This is a genomic window from Streptomyces flavofungini (genome assembly GCF_041028215.1).
Taxonomy (GTDB): Bacteria; Actinomycetota; Actinomycetes; order Streptomycetales; family Streptomycetaceae; genus Streptomyces; species Streptomyces flavofungini_B.
In genome coordinates, this window is record NZ_JASKYR010000231.1 from 1 (window position 1) to 10954 (window position 10954).

15 protein-coding genes are annotated in these 10954 nt (G+C 72.1%); 8 read left to right on the top strand and 7 right to left on the bottom strand.

The features are described from left to right. The first annotated feature begins 297 nt into the window (after positions 1-297). Positions 298-750, top strand: coding sequence for a MarR family winged helix-turn-helix transcriptional regulator (locus AB8Z36_RS17625; protein ID WP_369214271.1), 453 nt, complete (start codon positions 298-300; stop codon positions 748-750). Between the two features lie 27 nt (positions 751-777). Here AB8Z36_RS17625 and AB8Z36_RS17630 read toward each other — a convergent pair whose 3' ends face one another. Then, positions 778-1050, bottom strand: coding sequence for a DUF3253 domain-containing protein (locus tag AB8Z36_RS17630; protein WP_369214272.1), 273 nt, complete (start codon positions 1048-1050; stop codon positions 778-780). A gap of 79 nt (positions 1051-1129) precedes the next feature. Here AB8Z36_RS17630 and AB8Z36_RS17635 point away from each other — a divergent pair, with 79 nt between their 5' ends. From AB8Z36_RS17635 to AB8Z36_RS17645, 3 genes are all read left to right on the top strand, one after another. Further along, positions 1130-2038 (top strand): NAD-dependent protein deacetylase, encoded by a 909-nt coding sequence (locus AB8Z36_RS17635; protein WP_369214273.1) that lies wholly within the window; start codon positions 1130-1132, stop codon positions 2036-2038. Positions 2039-2166: 128 nt separating this feature from the next. After that, a complete protein-coding gene (locus AB8Z36_RS17640) occupies positions 2167-2589 on the top strand; it encodes a DUF6299 family protein (protein ID WP_369214274.1) in 423 nt (140 codons plus the stop codon). Between the two features lie 97 nt (positions 2590-2686). After that, the gene (locus tag AB8Z36_RS17645; RefSeq protein WP_369214275.1) at positions 2687-3130 is read left to right on the top strand and encodes a TIGR03618 family F420-dependent PPOX class oxidoreductase; all 444 of its coding nucleotides are present in this window, start codon (positions 2687-2689) and stop codon (positions 3128-3130) included. Between the two features lie 61 nt (positions 3131-3191). On the opposite strand, the gene AB8Z36_RS17650 is transcribed toward AB8Z36_RS17645, so the two are convergent. Together AB8Z36_RS17650 and AB8Z36_RS17655 are read right to left on the bottom strand one after the other, a co-directional pair. Then, complete coding sequence (locus AB8Z36_RS17650) at positions 3192-4112, bottom strand: AraC family transcriptional regulator (RefSeq protein ID WP_369214276.1); 921 nt, start codon at positions 4110-4112, stop codon at positions 3192-3194. Between the two features lie 23 nt (positions 4113-4135). Further along, positions 4136-5053 carry a zinc-binding dehydrogenase gene (locus tag AB8Z36_RS17655; RefSeq protein WP_369214277.1) on the bottom strand — a complete coding sequence of 306 codons (918 nt, stop codon included), beginning with the start codon at positions 5051-5053 and terminating at the stop codon, positions 4136-4138. A 364-nt stretch (positions 5054-5417) separates the two neighbouring features. Here AB8Z36_RS17655 and AB8Z36_RS17660 point away from each other — a divergent pair, with 364 nt between their 5' ends. Together AB8Z36_RS17660 and AB8Z36_RS17665 are read left to right on the top strand one after the other, a co-directional pair. Continuing rightward, positions 5418-5828: a hypothetical protein gene (locus AB8Z36_RS17660; RefSeq protein WP_369214278.1), complete on the top strand. Its 411-nt coding sequence runs from the start codon at positions 5418-5420 to the stop codon at positions 5826-5828. Positions 5829-5844: 16 nt separating this feature from the next. Further along, complete coding sequence (locus tag AB8Z36_RS17665; protein WP_369214279.1) at positions 5845-6294, top strand: hydrolase; 450 nt, start codon at positions 5845-5847, stop codon at positions 6292-6294. Here the strand turns inward: AB8Z36_RS17665 and AB8Z36_RS17670 are convergent. Next, the gene (locus tag AB8Z36_RS17670) at positions 6278-6976 is read right to left on the bottom strand and encodes a TetR/AcrR family transcriptional regulator (RefSeq protein ID WP_369214280.1); all 699 of its coding nucleotides are present in this window, start codon (positions 6974-6976) and stop codon (positions 6278-6280) included. The genes AB8Z36_RS17665 and AB8Z36_RS17670 overlap by 17 nt on opposite strands. Positions 6977-7086: 110 nt before the next feature. Here AB8Z36_RS17670 and AB8Z36_RS17675 point away from each other — a divergent pair, with 110 nt between their 5' ends. Further along, the gene (locus tag AB8Z36_RS17675; RefSeq protein WP_369214281.1) at positions 7087-8250 is read left to right on the top strand and encodes an FAD-dependent oxidoreductase; all 1164 of its coding nucleotides are present in this window, start codon (positions 7087-7089) and stop codon (positions 8248-8250) included. A gap of 14 nt (positions 8251-8264) precedes the next feature. Here AB8Z36_RS17675 and AB8Z36_RS17680 read toward each other — a convergent pair whose 3' ends face one another. Continuing rightward, positions 8265-8474, bottom strand: a complete 210-nt coding sequence (locus tag AB8Z36_RS17680; RefSeq protein WP_369214282.1) for a tautomerase family protein — start codon at positions 8472-8474, stop codon at positions 8265-8267. Positions 8475-8579: 105 nt separating this feature from the next. Next, positions 8580-9341 carry an SDR family oxidoreductase gene (locus AB8Z36_RS17685; RefSeq protein ID WP_369214283.1) on the bottom strand — a complete coding sequence of 254 codons (762 nt, stop codon included), beginning with the start codon at positions 9339-9341 and terminating at the stop codon, positions 8580-8582. 78 nt (positions 9342-9419) lie between these two features. Here AB8Z36_RS17685 and AB8Z36_RS17690 point away from each other — a divergent pair, with 78 nt between their 5' ends. Continuing rightward, a complete protein-coding gene (locus AB8Z36_RS17690; RefSeq protein ID WP_440581939.1) occupies positions 9420-10289 on the top strand; it encodes a helix-turn-helix transcriptional regulator in 870 nt (289 codons plus the stop codon). Positions 10290-10323: 34 nt separating this feature from the next. Here the strand turns inward: AB8Z36_RS17690 and cobF are convergent. Then, a partial coding sequence (gene cobF, locus AB8Z36_RS17695; RefSeq protein WP_369214285.1) for a precorrin-6A synthase (deacetylating) occupies positions 10324-10954 on the bottom strand: 631 nt, incomplete at its 5' end.

The following is a 10954-nucleotide window of genomic DNA, read 5'->3' on the forward strand; positions in this document are numbered from 1 at the left end:
CGGCAGGCGTGGTCAACGGAGAGGACGCCTCGGCTGCGGCGGACGCGCATTCGGCGGGCAGGGCGGGCGCCGACTCGCCAGGCCCGGCAGACGCGGCAGACGCGGCAGACGCAGCAGACGCAGCAGCGTCAACCGTGGCAGGCGAGGACGTGGCGGACGTTGCGGGCATAGGGGCTCCTCGATTCGCAGGACACGACAGCATGCGCGCCTTCGCGCATCAGCAGCATGTCAGGACTTTGACATCGACGAGGCTAGGCCGCCGCGCGAGGCATGTCAAAGTGCTGACATGATGGACGCATGCCGACCACGCCACCCCACCCCGCCGAGGACGTCACCCAACACGTGGGATACCTGCTCAAGCGCGCCCAGTCCGCCCTGCGCGCCGCCATGGACAGGGTCCTGCGCGAGCACGGGCTGACCGTGCCGCAGTACTCCACCCTCGAAGTCCTCGCCCTGCACCCCGGCATGTCCAACGCCGACCTCGCCCGCGCGACCTTCGTCACCCGGCAGTCGGGCAACGTCGTACTGCGGGCGCTCCAGGAAGCGGGACTCATCTCCCGCCCCGCCACCGCCGATCACGGCCGCGCCCGGCCCGCGTACCTCACCGAGGAGGGGCACGCCCGGCTGGCCGCGGTCCAGTCCGCCGTCTACGCCGTCGAACAGCGCATGGTGGATGTGCTTACGCCGCAGCGCGTGACAGCGCTCGTCGCCGACCTCGGCCGCATCGCGGCGGCCCTGGAGGAGGACTGAGAGACCGACGCCGCCCTGTGGCCCGTGTCAGCGAACCCGGCGAATGCGGATCGGCCCGTGCGCCTCGGCCGGGTCCACGGGGCGTCCGGCCTGCGTGATCTCCACCTCTCCGGCCGCGACGAGGCGCCGGGCCGCGCGGCGGGCCGGTTCCATCAGCGCGCGCCAGCCGTCGTCGTCCCCCTCGTACACCGCCCGCGCGGCGTCGGAGGGGCAGATCGTCGCGCTCGGGCTGCGGCGGTCGAGCAGGTCCAGGATGGTCCGCTCCAGGCGCCGGTCCGTCTGCTGTTCGTCGTCCGTCACACGCGCCAGTGTCACACCGGCCACGGCGGTCGGCAGGACAGCGGGCGCCCCTTCGGCCCCGGTTCCGTACCCTGGCGGCATGCGTATGCGCCCTACTTTGAGCTGGACTCCCACCGAGGACCTGCCGCCGGGTACGACGGATCCGGGGCCCGTCATCGAGGTGCTGGAGAGCGGCGGGGCGCTGGTGCTCACCGGTGCGGGCATCTCGACGGAGTCGGGCATCCCCGACTACCGGGGTGAGGGCGGAAGCCTGAGCAGGCACACCCCGATGACGTACCAGGACTTCACCGGCAGCCATGAGGCGCGCCGCCGCTACTGGGCGCGCAGCCACCTCGGCTGGCGCACCTTCGGCCGCGCCCGCCCCAACGCCGGGCACCTCGCCGTGGCCGCCTTCGAGCGGGAGGGCCTGCTGGCGGGTGTGATCACGCAGAACGTCGACGGCCTGCACCAGGCCGCGGGCAGCGAGGACGTCGTGGAGCTGCACGGGAGCCTGGACCGCGTCGTCTGCCTCTCCTGCGGCACCTTCAGCCCACGCCGTGAGCTCGCCGAACGCCTTGAGGAGGCCAACCCCGGTTTCTCGCCGGTGGCCGCCGGGATCAACCCCGACGGTGACGCCGACCTCACCGACGAGCAGGTCGGGGACTTCCGTGTGCTGCCCTGCACGGTCTGCGGCGGCATCCTCAAACCGGACGTGGTGTTCTTCGGCGAGGCGGTTCCGCCGCAGCGCGTCGAGCACTGCCGTGAGCTGGTACGCGGGGCGCGGTCGGTGCTGGTCCTCGGTTCGTCGTTGACGGTGATGTCCGGGCTGCGGTTCGTCCGCCAGGCGGCCCAGGCCGAGCAGCCGGTGGTGATCGTCAACCGTGACCCCACCCGCGGCGACCGGTACGCCGTCACCCGGGTGGCGCTCCCGCTGGGCCCGGCGCTGACGTCCGTGGCCGAGCGGCTGGGTGTGGCCGTCGGAGGTGTGGCGGCGGCCGACGGCCGGTGAGCCGTCACCGGGACGAGGGGTGCCACAGGTCCAGTCGGGCGTCCCGCACCGTGTCGGGCTCGCCCGGGGCACTGGGCGGGGCTATAGATGGAACTCCCTATTCCGTCTCTCCCGCTTCAAGGGGCCCCATGTCTCTGCGCCAGGCAACCTCGGTCATCGCCGCCTCGCTGCTCCTGTGCACGGCCACGGCCGCCGACGCCCTCGCCGCCCCGGGCGAGACGGTGACCGTCAACTCCACCGGACGCCTGGCCGCCGACGGCACCGTCACGCTCTCCGGCACCTACCGGTGCACCGGCGGCGGCAACCCCATCTTCGTCTCCTCGTCCCTGGCCCAGGGCACCAAGAACGTCCGCTACGGCATCGGCGGGACCCGCGCGGTCTGCGACGGCAAGCAGCACACCTGGACCAACACCGGCCGCCCCTCCACCGTGCTCAAGCCGGGTGCCGGGCACGTCGAGGCCACGGTGATGGAGCTCAACCTCCAGAGCGGCCTCCCGCTGCCCCGCTTCCACGCCGTGCAGCGCCAGGACATCACGCTCGCCCGGGGCTGAAGCGCCCGCCAGGGAAGCGCCTGCCAGGGAAGCACCCACCAGGACGGATGCCGGACCGTCCGTCATCCGTAACGATCATGGTTGATAGCCTCCCCGGATGACTGCGACCTTTGACGAAGCCGTCCGCGCTCGGCTGCGAGCCCCCCACATCTGGTACGTCGGAACCGTGTTCGCCGACGGAGCACCGCAGGTCAGCCCCATGTGGGTGGACCTCGAAGGAGACGGGGAGCTGACCTTCAACACCTCGGCCGGGCGGGTGAAGGAGGAGAACCTGCGCCGCGACCCCCGCGTCTACCTCTCGCACGCCGACGCCACCGACCCCTTCGACCGCGTACAGATCAGCGGCGAGGTGGCCCGCTTCATCGAGGGCGAGGAAGCGCACGAGCGGATGGACCGGCTGGCCCAGAAGTACCTCGGCAGCGAGCGCTTCGAGTGGCTCATGCCGGGCGAGCGGCGGGTCGCGGTGATCGTACGCCCGCTCAAGGTGCGGCACATCGTCGGCGTGGAACGCTTCCGCCCCGGAGGCCCCGTACCCGCGTGACCGACGCGGCGCCGACGCCGTACTCCCTCAGCGACCATCTCCCTCATCGGGTCCGTCATGATCAGGAGAGTCTGAGCCGAGAACGGTACTCGCCCGGGGGCATGCCCCGGACCCGTCGGAAGGCGCGGCTGAAAGCGTGCGGCGAGGCGTAGCCGACCGCGCCGGAGATCGACTCGACCGGCTCGTCGGTGTCGCGGAGCCGGACGGACGCGAGGTCCATGCGCCACTGAGTCACGTAGGCACCCGGCGTCTGGCCAAGCGCGGAACGGAAGTGCCTGGACAACGTCGTTCGGGAAACCGCCGTCGCGGCGGCCAGGGACTCGGTGGTCCAGGGGCGTTCCGGCCGGGCGTGGACCCGTGCCAGGGCATCGCGCACGATCGGATCGCGCATCGCCCCCAGCCACGAGCCGGACCGCTCCTCCGGGTGGCGGGCCAGCCAGACGCGTACGAACTGGATGAGCAGAAGGTCGACGATGCTGTTGACGGCGGCGGTGGAACCGAGCTGCGGCTGTGCGAGCTCCGCCGTGAGCAGCTCGACGGTCTTGGCGAGCTGTGCGTTCTCCCGGCTCGTGACGTGCATCGGCCCGGCGAGGGAGGTGAGCACCGGCGTGCTCACCTCCGGATCCTGCTCGTAGCGCAGGACGAGCACTTCCGTCCGCGTCGGCTCCGAGCCCAGGTGCAGGGCGCTGCCGTCGGCGAGCGCCTGGTCCGTCGCCTTCCGGTCGCAGGGGCCCATGGTCGTACTGGACCCGTCGGCCATCCCGTGAGCGGTGCCCGGCGGCAGCAGGACGGCGTCTCCCGCCCGTACCTCCAGGGGTCCTGCGCCCGGGACATGCAGCCACATGGCGCCGCGGGACACCACGTGCAGTGCCGCCGCCGGAGAGGAGTCCAGCCACAGGCCCCAGGTCCCTCCGGCCTTCAGCACGACCCCGAGCGCCCCTCGCGCACCCGATACACGCAGGGCCTCCGCGAGTACGTCCACCGTCGCATTCTCCTCGACGGGCGTCATGCCACGTCAAGAACGATTTTTCCGTGCACCTTCCGCGCGAACAGTGCCTGGACGGCGTCGTCCACGTCCTGCCAGCCGCCACGCCGTCCGACCGGTGCCGAGAGCCTCCCGGCGGACAGCAGGCCCAGCAGGTCCGTCAACTCCCCGCCGGTCGGCGTCATGTCGCCATAGGTGGCGATGGTGCGCGGCTCACCGAAGCCGAACAGGGCCCCTGACGGGAACGTGGTGTCCTGCCCCGAGGAGTAACCGACGGCGTGGAGGGTGCCGCCCTCGGCGAGGGCGCTCCACGCCTGGGCCATCAGCGGTCCGCCGACCGTGTCCAGGACGAGGTCGAACCGGTGCTCGGTCTCGGTAAGATCGGTCAGATCGGTCAGGACCCTGTCGGCCCCGAGTTCGCGGAGTCCGGCGGCCCGGTCCCGCGAACCCACGAGTGCCGTCACCCTGGCGCCCGCCAGGGCCGCCAACTGAACGGCGAAGTGCCCTACGCCCCCGCTGGCTCCGGTGACCAGCACGTCGCGCGCCAGCAGGGAACGTGTGCGCAGCACCCGGAGCGCGGTGACTCCCGCGATCCCCAGCGCGGCGGCGTCGGCCAGCTCCACGCCCTCGGGGACGGTGCCGAGCGAGGCGGGGCTGACGGCCACCCGCTCCGCCCACGCGTGGGGGGACATCCCCACCGCGACGCGCGTACCTTCGGGTGGCCCCGAGCCGTCGGGGGCGGCGCGCACCACGACACCGGCCGCGTCATGACCGTGCACAGCACCGGCCGGCCACTGATGCACGTAGTTCAGCTCTCCGAAGTTGAGGGCGATGTGCCGTATCTCCACCAACGCCTCGCCGCGGGACGGCACGGGCTCATCGACATCGGCGAACCGGACGGGTCCGGCCTCGCCGTGCTCGACCACAAGGGCACGCATGGATGTGTTTCCTTCTCTCATGGATACGCCTGAACACTCGGCGCGACAGGGGACGGAGTGCGCGAACACCGCGCTGCCGCCTCTTTCAAAACCCTACGCACGACCGACGGAGCGACCAGTGCCGTGAGAACCGATCAGTTGACGATCTGTGTCAGCGCGCCGGGAAGGCGCTTCCCGCGCACCCGGCGTGTCCGCGTCCGGCGGCACGGAGGATGCCCATGCCGCCGAGGCCACCTTGCCGATTCCCGCGTGATTCAGTGTCCTTGGGAGTCGGTATTCAGGAATTCGGCAGACCGGGGGGCACGTGTCGAACTACTCCTTTCCTGCGGACAACTCGGATCTGGACGCTCCGGAAGAACGGCGCATGCAGTACATCTCCGCGCTCACGGAGACGGCGAGCGAGGATGCCAAACACGTCAACCTCTATGTGACCGTCTCGCTCACGGGCATCCTGGTCACTTTGACGCAGCTTCCGTTCGCCCGGCTTCTCGGGCTGCCGCTGCCGGTACGGATCGTCCTGGTCCTGGGGGTCGCCATAGCGCTGGCCGGGACCGCGCTGTTCTTCAAGTACGTGCAGGCCCTGCACAGGACACGGATGTCTCTCGTACGCTGCCTGGCCTCCGCCGACGCCCGGCGCGCCCGTGAACTGTGGGCCGGTGACAGCGGCGTGTGGGTGCGCTGCGGCCGCCATTACGCGTGGGGAATGCGGCTGACCGTGAGCGGCCACGCCCTGGTGGCCTTTGTCGTCGCCTACCTCCTGCTGGCGGGGCGCTAGCGGCCATCATGGCCGCATGGAATCGATCACCGCCCGGCTGCCCGCCGCCTTCTTCTCCGTCCCCTATGCCGGGGCCCGCTTTCCGGGTGCGCAGGCCGTGGCCGAGCGGCCGGGTCTCGCGGCGGGCGCCAACTGCCAGGTGTTCGCCTATGCCGTGCTCGAACACTTCGGCCTCGCCCCGGCCGCGCTGCGCTCCAGCGAGCTGTGGGAGGACACCGGGACCACCGCGCACGTCTCGGCCCCCGAGCCACTTGACCTGCTGCTCTTCAACGCCTCCGCGCGTGCTTACGGCGCCCACGTCGGCGTCTGGGCCGGTGACGACGCGGTCCTGCACCTCTGCGCGGAGGTGGGCCGCCCCGCTGTATGGAGCCTGGCCGACTTCGCGGCGCGCAGCCGTTACGGAGTCCTGCTGGGCGCCAAGCGGGTGACCCGGCGGGCCCGGCCCCGTCTCACCGGCCCGCGGTGATCCCGGCGAGAACCAGGTCGATCCCCGCGAGGAACTGCTCGCGGTCGTCGTGCTCACGGAGCTGTGCCGCGACGGCCCTGGTGAAGGGATAGGCCTCGGGGTCGAGCTCCTGCCAGGCCGTCGACGCCGCGCCGAGGAAGTCCTCGCGGTCGACGCCGGGGTCCAGGTCGCGGGCGCTCGCGCTGTTCGCGGCGTTCTGTCCCGCGGCGCCCAGGATGTAGTGCGTCAGCGCCGACGCGGCGGCGAACCAGCCCTCCTGGGGCACGTCCAGCGCGCGCACATGCCGGCCGATGCCCTCGAAGATGCGGGGCGCGACCGACCCCCAGGGGCTGCGGGAGAGCTGCGTGGCGAGCTGGGCCGCGAGCCAGGGGTGCTCCTCGGTGGCGTCGAACAGGCGGAGCGCGACGGCGCGGATTCCGTCCCGGGGTGTGGCCGCCGACTCACCGGGTTCCAGGGTCACCGCGGCGGTCACGACGGCGTCCGTGGCGGCGGCGAGCAGTTCGTCCTTGTTCGCCACGTGCCAGTAGATCGCGCCGGGCCCCGTCGACAGGCGCTGGGTCAGCGCCCGGAAGGTCAGACCGCCCTCGCCCTTCGTGTCGAGCAGCTCGACGGCCGCCTCGACGATCCGCTCCCGCGAGAGCGCCTCCGTACGCCGCTGCGAGCGGCGTGTCCCCGTTGCCATGCGGTCAGTCTCGCACGACTGGAGCACCGTTCCAATTTGACAAGGGTGGAACAGCGTTCCAAGAATGGAACGACGTACCAGAAGGACGCCTCAGCCCCCAAGGAGCCACCATGAACAGCACCGAGATCACGCTCCCGTCCACACCCCCGAGCCCCACCCACGTCACGATCATCGGCGCCGGTCTCGGCGGGCTCGTGCTCGCCCGCGTCCTGCATGTGCACGGCATCCCCGCCACGGTCTACGAAGGCGAGGCGTCCCCCACCGCGCGCGCCCAGGGCGGAATGCTCGACATCCACGACCACAACGGCCAGCCCGCCCTGGCGGCGGCGGGCCTGACCGAGGAGTTCCGCGGCCTCGTCCTCGAAGGGCACCAGGCGAGCCGGGCCCTGGCCCCGGACGGCGGCGTCCTGCTCGACGAACCCGACGACGGCACCGGCGGCCGCCCCGAGGTGCAGCGCGGCGAGCTGCGCCGCATACTCCTCGAATCCCTCCCCGGGGGCACCGTCCGGTGGGGCCACAAGGTCACCGGCGTACGCGCCCTCGGCGCGGGCCGCCACGAGGTCACCTTCGCCGACGGCACCACCACCGTCACGGATCTGCTGGTCGGCGCGGACGGCGCGTGGTCACGCGTCCGTCCGCTGGTCTCCGATGCCACCCCGGCCTACGTCGGCACCTCGTTCGTCGAGACCTGGCTGTACGACGCCGACACCCGGCACCCCGCCGCCGCGAAGGCCGTCGGCGCCGGATCGATGTTCGCGCTGGCGCCCGGCAAGGGCATCCAGGCCCACCGCGAGAGCGGCGGCACCCTCCACACGTACGTGGCGCTGTCCAGGCCGAAGGAGTGGTTCGCCGCCATCGACTTCGGCGATCCCGCGACGGCCGCCGCGCGGATCGCCGCCGAGTTCGACGGCTGGGCACCGGAGCTCACCGCGCTCATCACGGACGGCGAGACCGCACCGGTGCTGCGCTCGCTGCACGCCCTGCCCGACGACCACACCTGGGAGCGTGTGCCGGGCGTGACCCTGCTCGGTGACGCCGCGCACCTCATGATCCCCTCCGGCGAGGGCGCCAACCTGGCGATGTACGACGCCGCCGAACTCGGCGAGGCCCTCGCCGCCCACCCCGGTGACACCGAGGCCGCGCTCACCGCGTACGAGGAGGGCCTGTTCCCCCGCAGCGCCGCGGAGGCCGCCGACGCGGGCGACCTGCACGAGGCCATGTACGGCCCCGGCACACCGCAGAGCCTGCTCGGCATGCTCGCCGCGGGGGCGTGACCGGCCGACCTGTGTCAGGAGCCGCCGTTGAGCATGGCGGCGGTCAGGACGTCGCCGCCCACGCCCCAGCCCCCGTCGGGGACCTCGTCGACGAGCACGACGGTGGTGGGACGGGCCCGCTCACCGTAAATCTCCGCGTAGAGGTCGGTCGTGCGCTCGACGATCTTCCGCTTGTCCTCGGCGGTGACGGTACCCGCGGGGACCTTGAAGTGGGCGAAGGGCATGGATGGCTCCTTGTGCTTGTGCGAGATTTCTTGAGTGAGAGTGCTCGGGTAAGGGTGCTGGGCGGGGAGTTCGGGGCGCGAGGTGGGCCGGGCCTGGCCCCGCGCTCACACCATGCCGCCGTTGGCCCGCAGGGTCTGGCCGTTCACCCAGTGCCCCTCAGGACCGGCGAGGAAGGCCACCACCCGGGCGATGTCCTGCGGGGTGCCAAGCCGCTCCAGAGGCGGGGTCTTGGCGAGCTGCTCGATCTGCTCGGGCGTCTTGCCGTCGAGGAACATGTCCGTGGCGGTGGGCCCGGGTGCGACGGTGTTCACGGTGATGTCCCGGCCGCGCAGCTCGCGGGCGAGGATCATCGTGAGCGCTTCGACGCCGCCCTTGCTCGCGGCGTACGCGCCGTACGTGGGGAACTGGGTGCCGACCACCGACGTGGAGAAGGTCACCAGGGAGCCCGCCGCACGCAGGCGCCGGGCGGCCTGCCTGGCCACGACGAAGGTGCCGCGCAGATTGGTGCGGAGCACCGCGTCGAGGTCGGCGAGGTCGAGGTCCGCGACGGGTGAGAGCGCCATCCGGCCCGCGGCGTTCACGACGACGTCGACGCCGCCGAACTCCTGCTCCGTACGGTCGAAGAGCGCGGCGACCGCGTCCTCGTCCGCGACGTCCGCCTGGACGGCCAGCGCGCGGCCACCGGCGGCGGTGACCGCCTTGACCGTCTCCTCGGCGGAAGCCGCGTCGCGGGCGTAGTTCACCACGACGGCGAAACCGTCGTCGGCGAGTCTCTCGGCGACCGCGCGGCCGATGCCGCGCGATCCGCCGGTGACGATGGCAACCCTCTCGGTTGCCGCTGCGTGCGTCTGGTGGTTCGTGGTCATGTCCTCCACCATGCGCGGTCCCGGCCCGCGCAACCAGGGGATGACATCCCCTGGGTCAGCGCCCCGGCCCGGCGCAGAATGGGGGGCATGGCTTCTGCGAAGTACACCGAACTCGGTGCGTTCCTGCGTTCGCGGCGTGACCGCATCCGTCCGGGCGAGGTCGGGCTCCCCGCCGGGCCCCGGCGCCGCGTGCCCGGACTGCGGCGTGACGAGGTCGCCCAGCTCGCCGGGGCGTCGGTGGACTACTACAACGAACTCGAACGCGGAGCCGGATCCCAGCCGTCCGAGCAGATGCTCGCTGCCCTGACCAGGGCCCTGCGCCTGACCGCCGACGAGCGCGACTACCTGTACCACCTGGCGGACCGCCCGGTGCCCGTCCAGGGCAGCGCGGGATCGCATGTGCATCCCGGCATGCTCGACCTCCTGGACCGCCTGCCCGCGACCCCCGCCCAGGTCATCACCGACCTGCACGTCACCCTCGTACAGAATCCGCTCGCGGTGGCCCTGCTGGGGGAGCAGACCAACCTCTCGGGGGCCCGGGCGAGCTACCTGCACCGGTGGTTCACCGAGCCGGACGCCCGAAGCATCCACCCCGAGTCCGACCACGAGCGGCAGTCCCGCTCCTTCGTCGCCGATCTGCGCGCGGCCGCCGCCCGGCGGGACGCCAGGGACACCGAGGCGACCAGCCTGATCAGCGCGCTGCTCGACGCCTCCGCCGAGTTCGCCGGGCTGTGGGCCGAGCACGATGTGGCCTTCCGGCGCGACGACCGCAAGCGCCTCATCCACCCCGCGCTCGGCCTGATCGAGGTCAACTGCCTCCACCTGTTCAGCGAGGACGGGCGGCAGCGGCTGCTGTGGTTCACCCCCGCGGTCGGCACGGACAGCGCCGACCGGCTCGCCCTGCTCGCGGCCATCGGCACCCAGGAGATGTCCGCGCCGACATCCTGACAGCGGGGACCCGAGCCCCTGAGCCCACCGGTGATCAGGCGGTCGGCGTCCCGGACGGCGGGTCCACGAGCCGCAGGAGATAGGTGTCCATGATCCAGCCGTGCCGGGCGCGTGCTTCGGCACGGGTCTCGCGGATACGGGCGGACACCTCGCGCAGCGGACCGGAGATCAGCAGTTCCTCCGGCGTACCGAGGTAGGCGCCCCAGTAGATGTGCATGTCGTCGTCCTCGACCTCGGTGAACGACTCGTGCGCGTCGAGCATGACGACGATGTCGCCGTCGTCGTTCCGGCCCACCTCGCGCAGGCGGCGCGCGGGGGTGATGTGCACCGGGCGGCCGACCTGGTTGAGCGGGACGCGGTGGCGGGCGGCCAGGGTCGAGACGCTGGTGATGCCGGGGAAGACCTCGACGTCCAGCGAGAGGGCGCCGCGGGCCTCGATGTCGGCGAGGATGCCGAGCGTGCTGTCGTAGAGCGAGGGGTCGCCCCAGACGAGGAACGCGCCGGTCTCCCCCGGCGTCAACTCCTCGCGCAGCACCCGCTCGAAGAGGTCGGCGCGGCTGGTGCGCCAGTCCCGCACGGCACCGGCGTACGCGGAGCGGTCCATCGGGCGCCGGTCCCGGCTCGGGTCGTCGACCTCCACGACGCGGTAGGCGCCCCGCCCGTGT

Coding starts and splice junctions, on each gene's coding strand:
- AB8Z36_RS17625 (WP_369214271.1), top strand. CDS start 298: ATGCCGACCACGCCACCCCACCCCGCCGAGGACGTCACCCAACACGTG.
- AB8Z36_RS17635 (WP_369214273.1), top strand. CDS start 1,130: ATGCGTATGCGCCCTACTTTGAGCTGGACTCCCACCGAGGACCTGCCG.
- AB8Z36_RS17640 (WP_369214274.1), top strand. CDS start 2,167: ATGTCTCTGCGCCAGGCAACCTCGGTCATCGCCGCCTCGCTGCTCCTG.
- AB8Z36_RS17645 (WP_369214275.1), top strand. CDS start 2,687: ATGACTGCGACCTTTGACGAAGCCGTCCGCGCTCGGCTGCGAGCCCCC.
- AB8Z36_RS17655 (WP_369214277.1), bottom strand. CDS start 5,053: ATGCGTGCCCTTGTGGTCGAGCACGGCGAGGCCGGACCCGTCCGGTTC.
- AB8Z36_RS17660 (WP_369214278.1), top strand. CDS start 5,418: ATGCAGTACATCTCCGCGCTCACGGAGACGGCGAGCGAGGATGCCAAA.
- AB8Z36_RS17665 (WP_369214279.1), top strand. CDS start 5,845: ATGGAATCGATCACCGCCCGGCTGCCCGCCGCCTTCTTCTCCGTCCCC.
- AB8Z36_RS17670 (WP_369214280.1), bottom strand. CDS start 6,976: ATGGCAACGGGGACACGCCGCTCGCAGCGGCGTACGGAGGCGCTCTCG.
- AB8Z36_RS17675 (WP_369214281.1), top strand. CDS start 7,087: ATGAACAGCACCGAGATCACGCTCCCGTCCACACCCCCGAGCCCCACC.
- AB8Z36_RS17680 (WP_369214282.1), bottom strand. CDS start 8,474: ATGCCCTTCGCCCACTTCAAGGTCCCCGCGGGTACCGTCACCGCCGAG.
- AB8Z36_RS17685 (WP_369214283.1), bottom strand. CDS start 9,341: ATGACCACGAACCACCAGACGCACGCAGCGGCAACCGAGAGGGTTGCC.
- AB8Z36_RS17690 (WP_440581939.1), top strand. CDS start 9,420: ATGGGGGGCATGGCTTCTGCGAAGTACACCGAACTCGGTGCGTTCCTG.